General features: G+C 61.1%; 18 protein-coding genes. 9 read left to right on the top strand and 9 right to left on the bottom strand.

Annotated features, from left to right (window positions below; all coding sequences use genetic code 11):
• Positions 1 to 265 precede the first annotated feature (265 nt).
• The 3 genes from AB4N91_RS15165 (at position 266) to AB4N91_RS15155 (ending at position 2,402) form a co-directional block, all read left to right on the top strand.
• Entirely contained in the window at positions 266 to 1,201 is a 936-nt protein-coding gene (locus tag AB4N91_RS15165; RefSeq protein WP_077750087.1) for a Ppx/GppA phosphatase family protein, read from the top strand.
• Positions 1,202 to 1,331: 130 nt separating this feature from the next.
• Entirely contained in the window at positions 1,332 to 1,760 is a 429-nt protein-coding gene (locus AB4N91_RS15160) for a DUF1801 domain-containing protein (protein ID WP_077750088.1), read from the top strand.
• A 306-nt stretch (positions 1,761 to 2,066) separates the two neighbouring features.
• A complete protein-coding gene (locus AB4N91_RS15155; RefSeq protein ID WP_010459119.1) occupies positions 2,067 to 2,402 on the top strand; it encodes a hypothetical protein in 336 nt (111 codons plus the stop codon).
• 142 nt (positions 2,403 to 2,544) lie between these two features.
• On the opposite strand, the gene AB4N91_RS15150 is transcribed toward AB4N91_RS15155, so the two are convergent.
• Positions 2,545 to 4,230, bottom strand: a complete 1,686-nt coding sequence (locus tag AB4N91_RS15150) for a sensor domain-containing diguanylate cyclase (RefSeq protein WP_427700257.1) — start codon at positions 4,228 to 4,230, stop codon at positions 2,545 to 2,547.
• A gap of 144 nt (positions 4,231 to 4,374) precedes the next feature.
• Positions 4,375 to 5,268 (bottom strand): AraC family transcriptional regulator, encoded by an 894-nt coding sequence (locus AB4N91_RS15145; RefSeq protein WP_145310866.1) that lies wholly within the window; start codon positions 5,266 to 5,268, stop codon positions 4,375 to 4,377.
• 138 nt (positions 5,269 to 5,406) lie between these two features.
• Between AB4N91_RS15145 and AB4N91_RS15140 the strand changes: the two genes are divergently transcribed.
• Genes AB4N91_RS15140 through AB4N91_RS15130 form a run of 3 tightly spaced genes read left to right on the top strand, consistent with a single transcriptional unit; the run spans position 5,407 to position 7,535 of the window.
• On the top strand, positions 5,407 to 6,150 hold the full coding sequence (locus AB4N91_RS15140; RefSeq protein ID WP_460112636.1) for an SDR family NAD(P)-dependent oxidoreductase: 744 nt from the start codon (positions 5,407 to 5,409) through the stop codon (positions 6,148 to 6,150).
• Positions 6,151 to 6,168: 18 nt separating this feature from the next.
• Positions 6,169 to 6,570, top strand: coding sequence for a VOC family protein (locus AB4N91_RS15135; protein WP_077750092.1), 402 nt, complete (start codon positions 6,169 to 6,171; stop codon positions 6,568 to 6,570).
• The gene (locus AB4N91_RS15130; protein WP_460112634.1) at positions 6,567 to 7,535 is read left to right on the top strand and encodes a saccharopine dehydrogenase family protein; all 969 of its coding nucleotides are present in this window, start codon (positions 6,567 to 6,569) and stop codon (positions 7,533 to 7,535) included. Before AB4N91_RS15135 ends, AB4N91_RS15130 begins: the two co-directional genes overlap by 4 nt.
• Here the strand turns inward: AB4N91_RS15130 and AB4N91_RS15125 are convergent.
• Positions 7,532 to 7,837 carry a DUF7693 family protein gene (locus AB4N91_RS15125; RefSeq protein ID WP_010459128.1) on the bottom strand — a complete coding sequence of 102 codons (306 nt, stop codon included), beginning with the start codon at positions 7,835 to 7,837 and terminating at the stop codon, positions 7,532 to 7,534. The two genes, AB4N91_RS15130 and AB4N91_RS15125, sit on opposite strands and share 4 nt — an antisense overlap.
• 172 nt (positions 7,838 to 8,009) lie before the next feature.
• Between AB4N91_RS15125 and AB4N91_RS15120 the strand changes: the two genes are divergently transcribed.
• The 3 genes from AB4N91_RS15120 to AB4N91_RS15110 all read left to right on the top strand — a co-directional run bounded on the left by AB4N91_RS15120 (position 8,010) and on the right by AB4N91_RS15110 (position 11,077).
• Complete coding sequence (locus AB4N91_RS15120) at positions 8,010 to 8,390, top strand: c-type cytochrome (RefSeq protein ID WP_077750094.1); 381 nt, start codon at positions 8,010 to 8,012, stop codon at positions 8,388 to 8,390.
• An 880-nt stretch (positions 8,391 to 9,270) separates the two neighbouring features.
• Positions 9,271 to 10,479, top strand: coding sequence for an MFS transporter (locus AB4N91_RS15115; protein WP_460112633.1), 1,209 nt, complete (start codon positions 9,271 to 9,273; stop codon positions 10,477 to 10,479).
• A gap of 118 nt (positions 10,480 to 10,597) precedes the next feature.
• Positions 10,598 to 11,077: a VOC family protein gene (locus AB4N91_RS15110; protein WP_010459133.1), complete on the top strand. Its 480-nt coding sequence runs from the start codon at positions 10,598 to 10,600 to the stop codon at positions 11,075 to 11,077.
• Between the two features lie 25 nt (positions 11,078 to 11,102).
• On the opposite strand, the gene AB4N91_RS15105 is transcribed toward AB4N91_RS15110, so the two are convergent.
• The 6 genes from AB4N91_RS15105 to AB4N91_RS15080 are packed head-to-tail and all read right to left on the bottom strand — an operon-like array spanning position 11,103 to position 20,476.
• Entirely contained in the window at positions 11,103 to 11,966 is an 864-nt protein-coding gene (locus AB4N91_RS15105; protein WP_077750097.1) for an alpha-amylase family protein, read from the bottom strand.
• Positions 11,963 to 12,937 carry an alginate O-acetyltransferase AlgX-related protein gene (locus tag AB4N91_RS15100; RefSeq protein ID WP_424480894.1) on the bottom strand — a complete coding sequence of 325 codons (975 nt, stop codon included), beginning with the start codon at positions 12,935 to 12,937 and terminating at the stop codon, positions 11,963 to 11,965. The genes AB4N91_RS15105 and AB4N91_RS15100 overlap by 4 nt, the downstream gene beginning before the upstream one ends.
• Entirely contained in the window at positions 12,934 to 13,587 is a 654-nt protein-coding gene (locus AB4N91_RS15095) for an alginate O-acetyltransferase AlgF (protein WP_460112632.1), read from the bottom strand. The genes AB4N91_RS15100 and AB4N91_RS15095 overlap by 4 nt, the downstream gene beginning before the upstream one ends.
• An 8-nt stretch (positions 13,588 to 13,595) precedes the next feature.
• Positions 13,596 to 16,139: an NfrA family protein gene (locus AB4N91_RS15090; RefSeq protein WP_460112630.1), complete on the bottom strand. Its 2,544-nt coding sequence runs from the start codon at positions 16,137 to 16,139 to the stop codon at positions 13,596 to 13,598.
• The gene (locus tag AB4N91_RS15085) at positions 16,136 to 18,250 is read right to left on the bottom strand and encodes a glycosyl transferase family protein (protein ID WP_200668231.1); all 2,115 of its coding nucleotides are present in this window, start codon (positions 18,248 to 18,250) and stop codon (positions 16,136 to 16,138) included. Before AB4N91_RS15085 ends, AB4N91_RS15090 begins: the two co-directional genes overlap by 4 nt.
• A gap of 12 nt (positions 18,251 to 18,262) precedes the next feature.
• Positions 18,263 to 20,476 (bottom strand): hypothetical protein, encoded by a 2,214-nt coding sequence (locus tag AB4N91_RS15080; RefSeq protein WP_460112629.1) that lies wholly within the window; start codon positions 20,474 to 20,476, stop codon positions 18,263 to 18,265.
• Positions 20,477 to 20,479: the final 3 nt, after the last annotated feature.

Below are 20,479 nucleotides of genomic sequence, written 5' to 3'. Positions count from 1 at the left end.
AAGGCGTTGGCCAGGGGTTCTGGCTGAGCCCCTTGAAACCTTGAAAACATTTGAACGCGGCGACGTATCTGGCCTGTGTCGAAACGCAGGCCCGGTGAAAACGCATGTATCAAGAGGGTAGCCGTACACACTGTGATACACAGCGACGCAGGGGGGGGGCGGTGTCATCTTGGTGTCACCTAAGGCATGGCAGGATCATCACAAACCATCTTCAATACCCAGCGCACCCGCCCGCGGGCTGATGAATCTGCCAGGAATCCCCACCATGAAAGGGAACGCCTCTCTGTTTGCGGCCATCGACCTGGGCTCCAATGCGTTTCGCCTGATGATTGGCCAGTCGGTCAGACGCAACCAGCAGATCGTGATCCAGGAAGTCAAAACCCTGCGCGAGCCCGTCCGTTTGGCGGAAGGATTCCAGGGCGGCGCGCTGGATGAGTTGGCGTTGGATCGAGGGTGGCAGGCGCTCGCGCGATTCGGCAAAAAGCTGCGCGGCTTCGAGGCCGGACGAGTGCGGGCCGTGGCGACCAGCGCGGTGCGCGAAGCCGACAATGCCCAGTTGTTTTTGACCAGCGCCGAGCGTCACCTGGGGTTTCGGATTGACGTGATCTCCGGGCATGAAGAAGCCCGGCTGGTGTATGCCGGGGTTGCCCACACGACACCGAGTGCCGCGAGTATGCGGCTCGTGGTGGACATTGGCGGCGGCTCCACCGAGTTGATTCTGGGGCAGGGCGCACAGCCCCTGTTGACCGAAAGCATTGCCATTGGCAGCAGCACTTTTGGCACGCGTTATTTTCACGGAGGCTGCATTACGGCTCAGGGCCTGCTGGAAGCCGAGCGCGTCGCTACGGTGCAGTTTGAAAAGGTCGCACATCGTTACCGGGCGCTGGGTTGGCAGCAGGCCATCGGCTCTTCAGGCACCGCGCGGATGCTCGCCAAAGTCCTCAAGGCCAACGGCTTGAACGATGATGACCAAGGCGGAATCACCTACGGCGGCCTGCTGCGCCTGTCGTTGCGCCTGCTTGAAGCGGGGCAGGTCAATCACCTCAGGCTGGCGGGTTTGCAACCCCATCGCCTGAATAGCTTGCCTGGCGGACTGGTGGTCATGCTGGCCGCGTTCAAGGTCTTTTGCCTGTCGCAAATGACGCCTTCGGAAGCGGGTTTAAGGGTCGGGGTGTTACATGGATTGATGGCCAGGCATTGACTGGACTCTGATAACTGACTGCAGTCATTACCGGTCAGGGACGCAAGCCGTCAGTCAGCGCGCCTCAAAGGCGGGTGAACGCCATCTATCATGAACCGGGCGAATCCATCCTGAAGGAGGCGGTTATCTCATGAACAAGGAACCCATCGGCTCAAAGAACGCAGAGGACGAAGGCGCCTCTGCGCTGATAGACGCGAGAATCAAAGAGCTGAGTGACTGGCGGGGCGAAACGCTCGCCAGGATTCGAACGATCATCCAGCACGCCGACCCCGATGTGGTCGAGGAATGGAAATGGCGGGGCGTTCCGGTGTGGTCACACGCGGGCATCATCTGCACCGGCGAGACGTACAAGAACGCCGTGAAGATGACCTTCGCCAAGGGCGCTTCGCTGGAGGATCCTTCGGGACTTTTCAATGCCAGTCTTGAAGGCAATACCCGACGGGCGATTGATGTGCATGAAGGCGATGAGATTGATGAGGAAGCGTTGAAGGCGTTGATTAACGCTGCCGTCGCGCTCAACTTCTCGCGAGCTGCCGCGCGTGCCAAACCGGTGAAATGAGCAAAGAACTGATGCCGATCAGTGAGTCAATCTCTACGGCTATGCCATTTCAATCCCCATGGCGGCGGTTGGGGCCGATGCTGGCAATGTTATCAAGCTGGACGACGAGCCTGTTTCATCTGCACGTTCACCGGCTGCGATAACTCAGAGCTGAGGCGCGACGTTTCACTCTCTCGAACAAAAGCCGCCGCCAACCAAGGGGCGGCCAATCACCTGCTTTAGCTGATACCAATTGGCCACCTCATCCGTTAGAGTGTGCGCCGCCCGAGAGATGGATCCCGGGCAATATCTCATGGAGCTTTTTCAGTGAAGTACGTTAGTAAAGTTGTCGCAGTAGCCCTGTTCGGTCTGGTTCTGGCGGGTTGCACCGGCACGCCGATGAACACCCAGCATTATGAAAGCAGTCAATACACCGTCCTGGGCCACAGTGAAGCGAGCGCCACGGGCCTGCTGCTGTTCGGCGTGATCCCGATCCAGCAGAACAACCGTTTTGTTCGCGCTCAGAACGCGGCGATCAAAGCCAAGGGCGGTGACGCGATGATCAACACCCAGGTGCAGGAAAACTGGTTCTGGGCGTGGGTCCTGACCGGCTACACCACCAAGATCTCCGGTGATGTGGTCAAGCTGAAAAACGTTCAGTAAGCCCAATACCCGGTCTTGATTGCGGATGCGCAATTGTGGCGAGGGGATAAGTCCCCTCGCCACAGGTTGTCGCTCAGCTGAAGATGTTCTTAAGTGAATAGCCTTGCGGTTTAACCGGGTTTTCATCAGTGGAAGCTGGAGGTCAGTGGCGTTCCGTCACGCGAGCCTGCGGAGCCACCCGATTCCTTCCCGACCACTTCGCCTGATAAAGCTGCTGATCGGCACGTTTGATCAGCGCGGTGGTATTGCTGTCCGATATCTCGGCCAGACCAATGCCGATGCTGACCGTGACGTGCCCGGCCGTAGCAAAAATGGCTGCGGCAATCGCGGCGCGAATCTTCTCGGCAACGACCTCGGGGCTCTCGGGTTCCTCGACTTCCGGTAACAGCACCGCAAACTCCTCGCCACCGTAACGGGCCACGAAGTCAGTGGCGCGGGTGTTGTCCTGGATCAGCCGGGCGAGTTGGTGCAGCACCTCATCGCCGATCGCGTGGCCGTGGGTGTCATTGATTTGCTTGAAGTGGTCGGCGTCGATGAACAGCAACGCAAAGGGCCGTCCGGTGCGTTGAAACAGCAGGTTGCACTCATTCAGTTTCTCGTCGAATCGGCGCCGGTTGTACACGCCGGTCAGTGCGTCGTGGGTGGCCAGTTTCAACAGATCGGCGTTGGCCTGGGTGAGGGCGGCGGTGCGTTGCGCGACCGTGGCTTCCAGCGACGCATTGGCTTCCTGCAACTCGCGCTCCTTGCCGAGCAAGGACTCCGTCATGCCCTGAAGGGATTGGCCCAGCTGGGCAATTTCTCGCACCGAGTGGTCCCGCGGAAACGTCACACCCGGTTGTTGGTTTTGTACCCGTTTGGCTGACTTTGCCAGCTGTTCGATCGGGCGGCTGAGGTACAGCGCCAGGTAGTACGCCACCAGAGCAAACACGATGGCGGCAATGACCCCCAACAGCAGCAATTTGTAAAACAGAATACGTGCGGGTTGAAGCGCAATATCGAGTGGCTGGCGGACCGCGATGTACCACGTCAGGTCCGTGCTCGAGGGCGTGGGCACCGCGACCACGCTGGTCAGGTAACCGTCGCCGACTGACCAGCCGGCGGTGTCGGAATGGTTTTCCCGGGCGACCGGCATGTTCGCCACACGTTGCCCCATGAGCGCTTCCGGATAGAGCACTTTGCCGTCGTGGTCGACGATCAGCGCCTCTACCTCGGGCGTCATGTCCTTGCGCAACACGGCCGCGTCGACAATCCGCGTCGCCCAGCTCCAATGGGCATGGGCGCCCAGCACACCGATCACCTGGCCCTCGGCATTGCGGATCGGCGCGGCGAAATCGATGAAGCGCAAAGGCTCGCCACTGGCGGTTCCGGGCAGCAGTTTGGCCAGCAGGACCGCTTCATGAGGATCGCCGGTATAAGCACCGCGCAACCCGGCCTGGAACCAGGGGCGCTCTTTCACCGATTGATTGACCAGAAGACCGTTCACGGCTTGCCGTACACGCCCGTTGGCGTCAGCCACGCCCATCCAGGCGTACTCGGCACGGGATTGCGAACGCAGCTCCATCGACGACAAGATATCCGGATCGCCCAGGTCGCCGTGCTTGAATAACGGCGCTCGACTGAGCAGAGACACTTCGAGCTGACGCTCATGCAGTTGTGCGCCCAATAGCTCGGCCGCCGACCTTGCCGTACTCAACAACGCATTGCCGCTGGCCTGCTTCATTTGCTCGGTGGCGATGTGGCCCACGTAGAAACCCACACTCACCAGCGTGAGCAACGACAGACCGGCAAACCAGAGTGTCAGGTGGCTTCGCAAGCTGGCTTTGATCATGGAAGACACCTGACGGTTTGAAGTCGCAGCATGGTATGCGCAATGGTCGGGTGGGGGCCAGTGGCGGCGCTTTCATGGCATCGATCGGTACACGCATTCGCCAACGCGATGACAAGAAACAGAGTCAGTCGGACCGAAGCGCCCTCAGTCGGCACGTCCGCGCAGTTGCGCGAGAATCCGCGCGGCATCCCGGGCCGGAGGCAAACCGAAGACGCGGGCGTAGTCCCGGCTGAATTGGGTAGCGCTTTCATAGCCGACATCGAACGCGGCGCTGGTGACGCTTTTAGCGTTCGCCACCAACAAAGTCCGCGCCTGAAGCAGCCGCACGCGTTTTTGATACTGCAAGGGGCTGAGCGTGGTGACGGCTTTGAAATGGCGGTGGAACGCTGACACGCTCATCGACGCTGTGCGGGCCATGTCCTCGACCCGCAGCGGCTCGGCGAAGGCGCGGCGAATCCACTGGATCGCGAGGCTGACACGGGCCATGGCCGTATCGGGCGCGGCAATCTCGCGCAACATCCAGCCGTGCGGTCCTTGCAAAACCCGATAGAGAATCTCCCGCTCGTACACCGGGCTCAGGGCCGCGATGTCCGCCGGCCGGTCCATCAATCGCAGCATGCGCACCCAGGCGTCCATCAGCTCGGGTGTGACTGCGGCCACTGAAAAGCCGGCCTCCTGTTCTGACGGTGCGACAGGTTTTGGCAGGTCTGTCAGTAACGTTGCCAGTACGGCAGGGTCCAGCGTCAAGGCGACGGCGAGGTACGGCTCGCCGGACGTGGCCGGGTGCACACTGCCGACCGCCGGCAGCTCAATCGACATCACGAAATAGGTCGCCGGGTCATACCTCAGTGTGCGATCGCCGACGGTGATGGTCTTACTGCCTTGCAGGATCAGGTTGATCATCGGCTCGTAGACAGCGGCCAACTGATGTTCGGGAATCGCACCCTGGACCATGGCCACGCGCGGAATGCCCGTCTCTGTACGCCTGTTTTCGGCCCTGGCGGCAAGGGTTCTGAGTTCATGCAGTTGGTTTTCCATGGGGAGACATCTGACCGCAGGGGGACGCACGGCGCAAGCGAAAAGCAGAAACAGGCAGGATTGGAGTAGTAACGGCTGCGCTCGCCCGAGGGTCTATGGTTACCGTGGTTGCTCATCTGATTGACAGTGGAGCAAGCCATGAGCGTTATCGTCATTACCGGCGGCAGTCGAGGCATTGGTGCCAGCGCCGCAGTGCACTGTGCCCGGCGTGGAATGGGCGTCATCCTGACCTACAAGAGCAACGTGCAAGCGGCGGATTCGGTGGTTCAGCGCATCAAGTCCGAAGGTGGTCATGCCGTCGCCCTTGAACTGGATGTCTGCCATGCCGGGCGCTTCGGCGTGTTCGTCGATGCGGTACGACAGGCGCTGCAATCGAACTGGCAAACCACCACCCTGGGTGGTCTGGTCAACAATGCCGGCCACGGTCTGTTCAATCCGCTTGAGGCGGTCACCGAGGCGCAGTTCGACGACCTCATGAACGTTCACCTCAAGGGCCCGTTCTTCCTGACCCAGGCCTTGCTGCCGCTGATGGAGGAGGGCGCAAGCATCGTCAACCTGACCAGCGCGACGACACGGGTGGTCACCCCAGGCGTGGCGCCTTATGCCGCTTTCAAGGGCGGACTGGAAGTACTGACCCGCTACATGGCCAAGGAGTTTGGTGAGCGACGCATCCGTGCCAATGCCGTCTCGCCCGGCGCCATTCGCACCGAACTGGGCGGCGGCTTGAGCGAAGAATTCGAGACGCTGCTGGCCTCGCAAACGGCGCTCGGTCGCATCGGCGAACCGGACGACGTCGGTCGAGTGATCGCCACGCTGCTGTCCGAAGAAAGTGCCTGGATCAACGCGCAATCCATTGAGGTTTCCGGCGGTTACATCATCTGAACCAGCGAGGCGCATTCCATGCTTGATCATGTGTTTATCTCAGTCAGCGACACCCAACGCTCCGTCAATTTCTATACCGCGGCGCTCACACCGCTCCGCATCACTCACTCGCTCGATTTCGACGGCAAGGATGGCCCGCCGGGCCACCCGGACCTCAAGGGTTTCGGTGCGCAAGGCCGGGTGTTTTTCTGGCTGCGTGAAGGGGTGGTGGAGGGGCGGGCTGCGCATGTCGGGTTCGTTGCGAACAGCAGGGGCGAGGTCGATGCGGCCTATGCCGCTGCGATGAAAGCAGGCGCTACCGATAACGGCGCTCCCGGCGCACGGTTGCATTACGACCCGAATTATTACGCGGCTAACGTCCTGGACCCAGATGGCTACAGCCTCGAATTCGTCTATAAAAACTGGCAGCACCCACAATGAGCAAACTTCTGATTTATGGCGCAACCGGGTACACCGGCCGAATGGTCGCGGCACAAGCGAAGGTAGCCGGGCTGGACTTCGAAGTCGCTGGACGTGACGCGACAAGCGTGGCTGCGCTTGCCCGGCAGCTGAGCGTGCCTTATCGCACCTTCACGGCCGACGCTCAAACGGCGCAAGCGCTGAGCGGCGTCACGGTCTTGTTGAACTGCGCCGGTCCTTTTGTGATGACTGCAGAACCGTTGATGCGGGCTTGCATCGAGGCCGGGGTCGACTATCTCGACATCACTGCCGAAATCAACGTTTACCGGCTGGCGGAGCGGTTGGGCGAGGATGCCGGTGTGATGCTATTGCCAGGCGTCGGCTGGGACGTTGTCCCCACGGACTGCCTCGCCCTGCACGTTGCCCGTCGTGTCGAACATCCGCAATCGCTACGGATCGCGCTGCAGGTTGCAGGCTCCATGTCCCGTGGATCGGCCAATAGCGTTGGAGAGATCATCGGTGCAGGATTGATGACGCGGGTCGACGGCGTACTCGTTCCTGCGCCGGATGCGCAACCGCGTCACTTCGACTTCGGCACCGGGCCTGTGCTCTGCGCGCCGCTGTCGTTCGGTGATCTGGTCACGGGTGGGCGCTCGACGGGTATCCCCAACATTGCGATGTTCGTGCACATCAGCGGTGACGCATTCCCAGAGGGCGACTTGTCCCGACTTCCCGATGGCCCCAGCGAGCAAGAGCGCCTGTCGCATCGGGCCTATGCGGTTGCTGAGGTAACGGGGGCAGATGGGCAGGTTGCGCGGTCGGTGATTGAGACAATCAACGGCTACTCCTACACACCGTTGGCCGCGGTGGAAGCGGCGCGACGCGTGTTGGCCGGGGAGCGGCGTTCCGGGTTCGAGACACCGGGTCGTCTGTTCGGAGTCGAATTCGCCGAGAGCATTGCCGGGACGGTGATCGTTGATCTCTAAGGCTGGCGCTGAAGGCACAGCAAGCGCTCGATCTGCGCCAACTCCCAGGTGCTGAGCAAACTGACCGGGTCGGTGCCGTAACGTTGCCAGCGGTCGAGTTCACCCTCGCGGCCGTCCGGGGCCTGGCAACGTTGGCAATGCAGCAGACGGGCGCCGTCGACACCGAGGCTCAGGCGCCAGCCTTCGATATCGACGTGCACGTGGCCGGGCTCGGGTTGTCTGGCGAGGCGCGATAGCGGCCGGAGTTCCAGCGCGGCGTCGCGCAACTGCTGGTAAACCTCGCGGGCGGTCAAGGGTGGCACAGGGCATCTCCGGTGGAATCGCAGGGTTGCACAGGATAGAGTCTGCGCTTGCCGCTGTCAGCGGATAGCGGGGTCGTTATTCCACCCGTCTGCCGGCGGCTTATTGGAAGTAGGTTCAACCGGGTGCGAGCTGATTTACGTGCGCTTGGCCACAAATGATTTGGAGCAGGACATGAATAAAGCCGCAGCCCTCATGGTGCTTATTGCGGGGGTGTTCGGCGCGCAAGTCCAGGCGGCCGGCGATGCTGAAGCCGGCGCGACACTGTTCAAACGGATATGCGGCGGCTGCCATCAAGTGGGGGAGTCGGCGCGGGGTTCGTTCGGGCCGCAACTCAATGGCATTTTTGGACGCCCGTCAGGTAGCACGACGGATTATCAATACTCCGACGCCATGAAATCGGCCGGCATTGTCTGGACCCGCGAGACCCTGATCGCGTACCTCGAAGATCCAAAGGAAGTAGTGCCCGGTACCCGGATGATTTTCTGGGGGCTCAGCGATCCGGAGAAGATTGAAAACCTGTTGGCGTATCTTCAGACCTTTCAGCCGCAGTAGGGCACCCTGCATTGACGCAGCGCGGCTTTCGATCAAACGCTCGGACCCACCCTCAGCAAGGCGACGTGCGGACCATGACGATCTATATGTAGGAAGGCACCTACAAAAACTCACGAAACCATGATTTTTCACACTCATAATCGAACTGGATAACCGCCCGATGGGGCGGTTTTACTTCGTTAGGATGTGTCAGTTTCCTCCCGGTATTGACTTCGATGTTTCAGGGGGAGACTCTTGGCGTCGCTGGATCCCGTAGCTGAAACCGGATAGAAATGCTCTTGCCAAATAGACTCGAAGATCATCGTGTATCTCTAGTGCAGAAACAAAACATTCTGGTTTTCTGGCCGTGAATGTTGTTTTTCATGCGCCATGAATACACCGTTTTTGTTAGCTGCGAGCTGTCTGGGATGGGCGTTTTAGGTGGCATTGGTTACATGTGATAACACGGGTAAGAGGGGGTGGCGGATATGCCTGCCCTAAATAGTTAGTTCTAATGATCGACGCGTTGCCATTGGATAGTTTGCGGCAGATGGCAGGTTAGATTGATTAGATAATATTCCAAGGACTGCACTTGCATGATGTAAGTGCGAACAATCGATAGAAGTGAGTTTATTCACTTCTGGAGGCAAGGATGCACGACCAAGTTACGTCTGAATTTTCTGTTCATCTGTGTATTCATCAACTATTCGAAGCCCGGGTTGCACGCAGTCCTGAAGCCACGTCGCTGGTCTTTGAGGGTGAGACGCTCAGCTATGGTGAACAACTGCCTCGCTTGCTTGCTGGTTCACATGTGCCATTGAGTCGCCGATAAACCGCCCGCAACAGTTTGCGGGCGTGCAGCGGGGTACCCATCGGCGAAGCATTATAAAAAGGAGAAATCATGGCAAATCCCTACCGCGAACTGCTCACCACCCCGGGCGTCATGGGGTTGGTGATCGCGAGTTCCATTGCCCGTCTGCCACAGGCAATGATTGGCATCGGCATCATTACCATGTTGGTGCAGCAGACGGGACTTTATTGGCTGGCTGGCTCGGTCGCCGGTACCTTTACCCTGGCAAATGCGCTGATCGGCCCGCAGGTGTCGAAACTCGTCGATCAGCGGGGGCAGAGTCGGGTGCTGCCCTTAGTCACCACCTTCAGCATTGGCATGTTGCTGGCGCTGATCGTTGCCGTCTCTATAAGGGCGCCGACCCCGCTGTTGTTTATTCTTGCGGCACTGGCGGGCACGATGCCCAGCATGCCCGCGATGATAAGAGCACGCTGGACACAGCTTTTCCGTGGCAAGCCGCAGTTGCACACGGCTTTCTCTCTGGACACGGTGCTGACTGAGCTCGCTTTCATTATCGGTCCACCCCTGGCCATCGGTCTGAGCGTCAGCTTTTTTGCCGAAGCCGGACCGCTTGTCGCGGTCTTGCTGCTGGTCATCGGCGTGAGCGCTTTTCTTCTGCAAAAGCAGACAGAACCGAAGGTCGTCGTGGGCGTCAGGAAGAGCACTGGCTCTACCTTGCTGATTCCCGGCGTTCGCACCATCGTTCTGGCACTCCTGGCGATGGGGGTGATTGGCGGATCAATCGATGTGGCGGTGGTGGCCTTCGCCAACGCACAAGACTGGCCAGCGTCCGCCAGCTTCATCCTCGCAGCCTATGCGCTCGGCTCAATGATCGCGGGCCTGACGTTCGGCGCGTTGAGGGTCTCCTTGTCGATTGAAAAGCAGTTCTTCGTTGGCGTTCTGATCACGGCAGTTACAGCCGTCTTGCCCATTTTCTCGCCGGACGTCTACATCCTTTCCGGGATGCTGTTTGTGGCAGGCATGTCATTCGCACCAACGATGGTCGTCGTCATGAACCTTGGTACGATCATCGTTCCACCGTCCAGGATCACCGAAGGCCTGACGTGGATGACGACGGGCATCAGCATCGGAGTGGCGCTCGGTGGCGTACTCGCGGGGCTGGTCATCGACGCCTATGGCGCACGGGCAGGGTTCGGCGTCGCCATCGGCGCGGGGCTGGTCATGGTGGTGATCGTGCTGTTGGGGCTGCGTACACTTCGCGCCACATCAGCGGTTTGCGCCGAGCCGAGTTTCCAGTAATCAGCACGCTGGACTTCGTTACAGGATTGATCTGCCGACAAGGGGCATGGCCCTCTTCGTGGTCCATCTGGTCGCTCAGCTAGAATGATCATTCATTCCCCATTGATGGAGAACCAGAATGGTCAGCAAAAACACGATTTGCCTCTGGTACGACGGCGCCGCGCTGGAGGCCGCGACGTTCTACGCCAAGACGTTTCCCGACAGCGCGGTGGGCACCATCCTTCGCGCGCCTGGCGACTATCCTGCGGGCAAGCAGGGCGATGTATTGACGGTCGAATTCACGGTGATGGGCATTCCGTGTCTCGGCCTGAACGGGGGCTCGGGGGTCAAGCACAACGAGGCGTTCTCGTTCCAGGTGGCGACTGACGACCAGGCCGAAACCGACCGCTTGTGGAGCGCGATTGTCGGAAACGGCGGCCAGGAAAACGTCTGTGGCTGGTGCCAGGACAAATGGGGATTGTCGTGGCAGATCACGCCCCGCGTCCTGACGGATGCCATCAATAATCCCGATCAAGCAGCGGCCAAGCGCGCGTTCAACGCGATGATGCAGATGGGGAAAATCGATGTCGCGGCGATCGAAGCGGCGGTCAAGGGTTAATCCGACCTGACGCTGATGATCTACGTTATCGCGCCAGTTGCTCCACCAGCTCAGGCGTCACGTAGTGCGGTCCGTCGAACAGGTACAGCGGATAACCGTCATAGGCCGCCAGTTGCGGTTTGAGTTCGGCGGCGGTGGCGGAGCGAAATCCGCCGCCGAAGTTGGGGCGAAAGGCTTCGACGATGATGCGCACCCGGTCTTTGCCCAGACGCTCGCGCAACGCGTCGGCGTAGGTCCTGGCGACCGGTGCGGTGCGGGCGTAGACACCGACGCCGTCCTGGAAGAACACGCCAATATCATTCGGCAGCCACTGCTTGAGCCATTCTGCCGTGGCGACAGGGCCGATGTTCGCACCGTCATACACGCTGATCCATAACGGTCGTGGCAGCTTGGCCAGCAGGGCGGGCAGTTCTTTGGCGCGGGTCCAGCTGGGGTCGACTTCGGCGGGGAAATACCAGCCGGTGACGTGCAACGGCGTCGGCAATTTGGCGATGCGTGCCGAGACTGCCGCCAGTTGCTCGATGTTGTCCCGTGAGCGGTTTTCGCTGAAATAGCCAGCCAGTCCAAGGATGACGTCTTGCGCCCAAGGGGCCTTGGCGATGCGTGCCCAATCGGGCAGAACCGGCACGCTGGGCAGGCCGGAACCGGCAACGAATGCTTGATCGTCGACGACAGTCCATTGCACCAGCAGCTCGCGGGCCCCCAGCTTTTCCCAGTGGCCATTGATGCCGACGGTCTTGTTGTCCGGCTGCCAGACGATGCCGACGATCCCTGGGGTCTGGGCCTTTTTGTCCGTCACGTAGAGCACGCCGGTCCCGGTGCCGAGAATGGCGGCAAACAACAGACCCGCAATGGTCGCGCGACTGGCGGTGTAACCAAGAATGTTCACGGAAGCGCCTTATTGATGCGCTGATGCCATTGGCTCAGCGAGGTGACGCCTTTGGCGTTCCAGTTAGCTGCGGCATCGGGGCCGAGGTGGAATTGGCCCTCGTTGAATTGCCAGACAATCACTTGCGGTTTGTGTTGGGCGAAATCCGCAGACTCCAGGTATTGCAGCAGCGTAGCCCATGGGCCGACATCGCCAGGATTCCAGGTCAGCGCGACGGGACGGTCCAGGGCATTGGAAAGCTTTTGCGTAAAGCCCAGGTAAGGTTGGACAAAGCTGTTGCCGATCACCTGAACCGGTGCCGGTGCGTCATCGATCAGCAAGTCGTTCTGGGCCTGATGGCGAACGGTGTAGATGTCGCGACCAATCGATTTACGTTTGATCGCCGGCAGGAAATTGCTCGCCAGATCGCCGAACGCGCGTCGGTCGAACCACTCGCCCAGCGCCGCGCCACCGCCGGGTTCGCCTTGCAGGCGGTAACGCTCGGTAATCAGTTGCGCCGTGGCGTCGGCGGTGTTTTCCGCGCTCCAGGCGGTCCAGTGGTAGTCGGCGCGATAAAACGCGGTCTGTTTGCCGTGTTCAGTGCGTTGCAGGACGGGCTTGATGTTCAGCGTGGTCAGGCCTGCCTGAGTCAGCTCGCTCTGTAAGTGGTCGTAGCGCTGCATCACGGCCGGGCTCAAGGGCTGATTGGCGGGCAGGCGCGAGGCATAAAACGGCGCTTTCATCGGCACTACCAATACGACCAGGCTGATGTGTTCCCGCGCAAGGTTCTGCTGGAGTTGTTTCACCAGCGCAATGTTGCGAGTCGTGCCGGGGTTATCGACCTTGCTGAGGCTTTCCCAGGCCGGGAACAGCCAGCCACCTTCGCCGGTAATGACCGCCGAGGCCGCTTCAACGCCGGTGCCTGACAGGCTCAACAAGACACCGGCGATCAGGGCGGAAACCGGCCAGCGAGATTTCCATTGAAGGGTCATGGCGCGGTCTGGTCGACAAGGCCGATCAGGCGTGGAGCCTGCCGGGAGCCGACCAGGAACAGGCTGTAACGATCGCCGGCCTTGAAGGGCGCCAACTTGAACGGCAGGCTGATGTTCTGCTCGCAATTGGCAACCAGCGTTGCTTGCACCGGGTTAATCGTGCGCTGGGCCTGACCGTTGAACGGCACTTGATTGAACACCGGGGCATGGTTAGCCAGTTTTACCCCGGCCTTTTCGCAACCGCTGGCCAGGTTGTAGAGGTTGAGTTCGGCACGCAAGTCTTTGCCGCGCAGCGGCGGGTCGATGACCAGGCGGGGTGACCGCGCCGGGTCACTGTCGAGAATCAGCGTGACCCACGCACTTTTCGGTGCACTCAGGCCCTTTATCTCGCGACCGTTGACGGTCACTTGCAGCGGCTGTCGCGAGTCCACGACCTGAAAAGGACTGGCCACCGTCGCCTGGGTCGAAAGGGCGAAACTCGCGCCCTGGCCCACCTGGACCTGCATGGCAGTGTCGGAGGGGTTGACCACCCGCACCCAGGCCGAACCCTCCGGCAGTTTTGGCGCGTACAGCTGGGCAATTTCAGGGGCGGCGTTTGCCCCCATCGGGATCAGGCCAAGTCCCAACCACAAACAGAATCGAATCTTCATGCAAGTCCTCAATAGGAATAAGTCAGGCGACCGAAGACACCTTGAGCGCGATCATCGCCCAGCACCTTGACGCGGTACTGCAGGGAGAAGTCGAGATAGGAGCGGGGCGCGTTGTACGCATCTTCGCGGAACCAGTAGCGCACGTTGTTGCCGACACCGATGCCACCGGCCTTGCCGGACGATGAGTCCAATTTGCCATCGGAGTCGGTGCCACTGTTCATCTTCGAGTCGTAATCGAATGCAGCCACCACATGAGGGAACGTCACCCAGCGTGAGCCCGCGCCACCGATGGCATAGCTGCGGCCGACCTGCCATTCGCTGTTGAAATAGTCCCGCGAGTCGTTGACGTAATGTCCGGCTTCAGCGAACAACTGCGAAGTCCACCAGCTGGAGGCATCGACCCGCAGATCGGTACCGACGCTTGCGCCATAGCCCAGACGCAGCAGCCAGTCACCGTCGACGTCCGACGATCCCAAGGGGAATGTGCGCTCGACGGCGGCCATCACGTTCAGCGACGTGAAGGGTTTGACCCGTACACCCACCGCGCCTTGCAGCGCATCGAAACCGGTGTCCGAATCGCTGTTCTTGCTCCACAGCGTGTCGGTGACGCGTCCGTAGAGTTCGACAAAGCGTGCATTGCGATAGCCCAACGGCCGCCAGGACAATTCGGTGCTGTTCTGCAGGCTGTCATTGCTGCTATTGCCGCCGCTCGGCGCTGAGCTCAGGCCGCTGCTGGTGCTGTTGCCGCGGTAACTGGTGGTGTTGGTCAAACCCCAGGTGCGCGAGACATCGGCCACGGCGCGACGGGTGTCGAACAGCTGCTGCGGGGACAGGTCCGGTTCACCGGCATTGTTTGCGTCGATGACGCGCTTGAAGTAGCTGACGGCTTGTTCGTCATCATTGACCCGCATCGCGTTATAGGCCGCGTCCTGAGTGGCTGTCGGCGTCAGTCGCGTCTCGGCATCGGCCTTGCGGAACGATGCGTGGGCACCGTCATCGTCGCCGGCCTGGACCGACAAGTAAGCGATCTGCAGGTCGCTCATCGATTCCAGTTCACCCGTGTCCCGCGCCTGTTGCAGCCGTTCGCGCGCGGTTCGGCGCTGGCCGATGGCGCTGTACAGACTGGCTTCTTCATAAGCAGGCAGGCTGCCCAGTGCCAAGGCCTGGGTAAAGTCCTGGCGAGCATCGGCGTCGTCACCCGATTGCTGGCGCAGACGACCGCGTTGGGCCAGCAGTCGGGCGTCATCGCCGCTGAGCTTGAGGCCCTCGCTGGCTGCCGCGATGGCTTCGGGCACTCGTTTCTGATCACTCAAGGCGCTGACGAGCAACCGTCGGTACGCCGGATTCTTCGGCGCACGGGCAATGGCTTCGTTGGCCAGGACGACGGCCGAGGCGGGGTCCTTGCTGGCGAGTGCGGCGTAAGCCTGACCGGCCTTGTCGGTTCCGCCGTCGCGCTGGTTGCCCGGCCAGATATCGCAGACCAGGCCAAAAGCGGTTTCCTGACAGTTCAGGGCCGGGGCCGGAAACTGGGCGGCAGCGTTCAACCCGTTGTTTTTTTGCCTGAGGGCCATTCGGGCGGCTGTGCGTCGACGGGCCACTTCGCCGCCTTCGTCATCGGCCAAAGGTTGTAGCTGATCGAGCGCCCGCTGAGGCTCGCCATGGGCCAGCGCAGCGTCGGCGGCGAAGAAGCGTATGTCGCGGGTTTCGGTTTCCAGCAGGCCATCGATGGCCAGGGCGTGATTCAGGTCAGCCTCGGCTGCCGCTGTTTTACCCTGACGATCAAGGGCGTAGCTGCGCAGGATCCACGGCGCGATTTCGCCATCGTCCTGAGCCAGTGCGCCAGATGCGGCCAGCTCGGCTCCTCGGTAATCCTTGGCTGCGAGCAGGGCGCTGATCAGCAGTTGCTGATTGGCGCCGATTTCCGGTGCCCAGGCGACAGCCTTTCTGGCCTGATCCACGGCCAACGGCACCTGGCCTTGCTCCAGGGCGCGATAACTTTCGACGGCCAGCGGTGCGGCCAATTGCCGACGAATCGCTTCGCGGCGCATCAGCAACGTATCGTCGTCCGGGAACACGGCCAATGCCTGAGTGGTGGCTTGATCCGCTTCTTGAAGATGTTGTTGACGCTGCAACGACTCGATCAGCAGCAGTCGATAATCCATGCGTTTGGGTGCCTGAGCGATGGCTTTGCGTGACGCTTGTGCCGCCGCGCCGAAATCATCGCGATCATAGGCCTTGAAGGCTTGGGCGGCGGCGCCGAAGCCTGGAGCCTGACGTGACTGTGGGTAGCGCTTGGGATGATCACGCAGATCCTTGTCCCGTTGAGCCAGCACGATCAGCCTGTTCAAACGGGTGATGTCGGCGCGCTGACGCAACGCTTCGCGTGCCTTGGCGATGGCCAGGTCGTAGTCTTTGCGCTCGTAGGCGCTGTAGGCCTCGTTGGCGGTGACGTAGGCCGGACCGGTCAACGGTAATGGCAGTGTTTCGGCATGAGCCAGCGCAGGTATCAGGCTCAGCCCCGTGGCCATGAGGGTCAGCAAGGGGCGATTCATGCCGGAAGCTCCGCAGGATAGTGGCTGTGTTGACGTGCCACGGCCTTTTCGATGGTGGCGCGGGGCAGCACGCCGCTGTCGACCAGATAGTCGCCGATGCGTCCGTGACGCTGCGGGCGGTACTGCAACATGGTGCGGTTGAACACGTCGCGATCCAGCAGGCCCATTTCGATCAACAGGTCACCCAACAGTGGCGCGCGGGCATCTGGTACCGACTGGCCTTCGCGCACATTCATCAGGCGCAACTGCGCAACGATTTCGCTTTCACGGGCAATCAGCTGCACCGGCTCGCTGCCCAGTACCTCGCTGACTTGTTGCAGACCTTCGACAGGCAACGGACTGGCCACGGCCAGTTGGGCTCGTCCGTCGGCATTCAAACCCACCGGCACCACTCGCCAGCGCAGCGCGAATTCATCATCCAGGGTAAGGGTCGACGCCTGCGCCTTGTGGGCCACATCGAACACCCGCGGCAGGTCATTCTGGAAAGCGATGGCTTCGGCCAGTGTCTCGTCGTCCAGCCAGCCATTGCTGAGCAAGATCCGCCCCAATGGCATGTGCCGGGTTTTCTGTTCGGCGAGGGCGCTTTGCAGGTCGGTTTCGTTGATCGCCTGCCAGGACAGCAACACGCTGCCCAGCTTGCGCGGGGCGGCGGCGACCAGGTCGGTGGACGGGAAGTCGTGCATGGTCTTGTCCCACACCAGTTTGCGGTTCATGACCTTGCCGACCAGGAACATGCGCCAGGCCCGTGACGCGGCCATGAAGTTGACGAAGTTGCCCACCACCATGCGCGGGATGGACAGCAATCCGTGCTGCCAGCCGTACAGCACGGTGGTGAAGTAACAGCGATGCGCGATGCGCCAGGCCAGCGCAACACCGTTGGCCAGCAGCAAGTATTTGATGAAGCCGTTGGTTTCGAACGGCGTGGGGAAACTCACGTCCCACAGGCCGCTCTGGCGCAGGATGATCAGGCCCAACAGTTGGACCAGAATCACGTAGGCGATGATGCTGACAAACGCCGTCACCACGCCTTTGCGATCACGGAACAACAGATATCGGTTGGCCAGCGAACCGTTCCAGCCCATTTGCTCCCAGCCTTGCAGGCCGATACCCAGCGTCCAACGAGCCTTCTGGCGGAACGCGGTGCGGAAGGTGTCGGGAAAGAACTCGCGCACGCACAACGGCATCTTCAGCGTCGATTCGTAAGGCTTGCGAAACCAGGATTTGCGCAGCACACGAAACTGCACCGGGAAGCGCACGAAGATCGCGTTCATGCCGACCTTGGCCAGGCGTGCGCCGACGTCGTAGTCCTCGGTGAGGCTGTCAGTGTTAAACGGCTGGTTCTGGGTTTCCCCGGCCAGCACACGCAGGGCGCGATGGGAAAAACAGGTGCCGACGCCGGCAGACGGCACCGTGTCGGTCATGCTTTCACGCACCACCAGGTCCTTGCCGTGCCATTCGGCGAACTCGTCCATGTAGGTGCCGGCCACCCATTCGTACCAGTTGCGTTCCAGCGAAACCACGGGCAACTGGATCATGTCCTTGCGCGGCAGCAAGTAGTTGAACAGACGCAATTCCATCGGGTGCAGCACGTCTTCGCTGTCGTGCAACACGACGCCGGCGAAGGTCATGCCGTGGGTTTTCTCATGCAGGAAGATCGCCTGGATCACCCAGTTCAGGCAGTCGGCCTTGCAGGTCGGCCCGGCGTGCGGGACTTCCACGCGGTGCAGCTGCTTGTAGCGCCGACGCATGCGCTCCACTTCGTCAATGGTGCGCTGATCGTTGATGTAGGTGCCGACGAAAACCACATAGTTCTGGTAATCGAGGGTCGACACCATGTTTTCGATCATCGGCGCGATGACGTCATATTCCAGCCAGGCCGGGACCATGATTGCCAGCGGCTGCTCATCCCGGGCCATCAACTGCTCGGCGGTCAGCGGTCGGTATTTGCGGTCCGCGGTGAACTTGCGAAACAGGCGGCGCGACCAGTACCACAGGTCAATGAACAGGTCGTCCAGGCTGGAAATCAGGATCAGCACCGCGACCACGATGGTCGAGATCTCCAGAAAGCTGTAGTAGTGAGCCAGCCAATAGGGCCAATAAAGCGACGTCATCGAAGGGTTCCGTTACTGGCGATTGCGACGGGCATTACAGCCAGCCAGCAACAGGATGAGAACCAACAGGATGCCACCCGGAATCAGCCACAACAGCGACGGCGTACGCCAGGCGTCGAGGCCCTTGGGTTCTTCGTTGTCGATCAATTGGCTGCCGCTTGGATCCTGGGTGTCGAAGGTGGTCAGTGCACCGTCGTTGCCGAGGATGGCCACATCGCCGCGGGTCAGCAGAATCTGTTTGGCGAAGCGTGGCGAGTCATTGCCCAATGCGCGATAGACCATACCGTGCTGGCCGCCGGCATCGACCACCTGCAACGAGGCAAGGTGATTGAGCGGATGCACGTCAAGCAACACTTGATCCTTGTGATTGATGCGCAGGCGCCCCTGCTCATCGACCTGCACGGACTCCTTGCTGTCTTTGATCGGCAGCTCGAAGGCGAGGAAGGCCTTGTCCAGCGTGACCGAGGCTTTCGGATCTGTGATGACCTTCAATTGCGCACGCAGCGGCGAGACCCCGGCGGCATCGGCGACTGAAATCACTTGCGGCAAGCTGCTCGCCGGATGATCGAGGTAGGCCTGAGGCACCAGGAGTTGGGTGTCCACGGCAAAGCGCGCGGCCATGCCGGAGAAGTCATCACCCAGCGCGGTTTTTTCCAGCACGATGTGGCTGGTCGGCAGCACGGAAACCGGGAAGGCTTGCGGCGTTTCCAGGCAGCGATCACTCACGGGCTGACGCTGGAACGACACGCGTAGCACGTTGGTCGCGCCCACGGCGTAACGCGGGATGCGCGCTTCGATGCGTTGTTTTTCACCGTTGGCTACCAGCTGCTGCGCGCCAATCAGGTAGTCATTGAGAAACAGCGAGGCCACCGGCGCAGTGTCAGAAGCGCCGGGCGCGGCAGACACGTCGACCACAGCCTTCACCGGCAAGCGACCGTCGTAAGCCACGCTGCCCAGAGAGAATGACGTGCTCCAGTCAGACTTGGCCAGCACGTCGATGGCGCCGGGATTGCCGCCCAGGCGAGACAGGGCGACACGGCCGTCGGTGCTCAAGGGCAGCTGCGCTTCGCTGACGGTCAATTGGCGACTGCGTGCCAGTTTGTTCCAGGCGCTACTGAACAAGGCCAGCGCCTTGTCGGTGGCATGCGGCGCAATCATCAGAACCGGGCGCGTGCCCACGAGGGCCAGGCGCACATTGTCAGTGCCATTGGCGGCAAGGCCGGCATTGATATGCGTCTCACGCCATTGCGTGAACGCGTTGGCCGCCGTGGCATCGAAGCCCTGGATCTGGCTCTGCAGCGCGTCGAGGGATGCATTGATCGCTGTGAGCAGTTGCGGGTCGTTGACCGCCAGATCCGCCTGGACGTTCGGCGTCTGGCCCAACACCAGCAACGCGCCGATCTCCGCCGGGTTCGCCAGGGTGTGTCGACCTTTGCCGTTGAGGCTGGCGAACGCTGGAATACCTTGCAGTTCGGCCGGAATGCGCAGGCCGTTCAGGTCGATGCTGTCTTGTACGGCAGGGAAGGGCAGGATTTGACTGCGCTTGCCAATCCGCTCCAGTGCCACACCCAGACGCCATGCCGAATCGTAGCTTTCAGCGGATAAGGTGCCGGGCGCGACCATGATCCCCGGTTTGCCAGGCAAGGCCGTCCACGCAGCGCCGACGTCGCGCAACTGGCTGGCGTCATAGCTGTAAGTCAGGCGGGTGTCGGGTTCGATACGTAGAACATTGCCGATGGCGCGTTCGTCTTCGCACAGCACACGGGACACGATCGACGACCAGGCGATGCCCAGGCGCAGCGAGCCGCTGTCCCGCGCTTTTTTGTCCACGCCCAGCGTGACGCTGGCGTCACCCTGGGTTTCGCTCAGCCCTTGGGCACGCACCGGATAACCGTCCAGCGACAGCAGCAGCGTGTTGCGGCCGCCTTCGCCATTGAGGTAACTGGCGTCGAAATTCAACGTCGCATCCGTCAGCGGAACACCTGCCGGCACCGGCAGATACAGTTCGCGGCGGGCATCGGTGGAGCCGAGGATGATCGGTGCATCGATCCCCAGATCGCTCAAGCGCACCTCACGCTCTTGTCGGGTGTCGGCGTTGAGCCGGTTGATCGCCTGGGTGAGCGGACTGTCCGCGGCCAAGGCAAAGGTCGGCATGAGCGCGAGCAGGCTCACACCACAGGCAAGGGCGCTGAGGGCACCCGTATGGATGGCAACGGAAGACTTCATTCA

The organism is Pseudomonas sp. H3_D04 (assembly GCF_054669175.1).
This window is presented reverse-complemented; position numbering and strand designations above follow the sequence as displayed.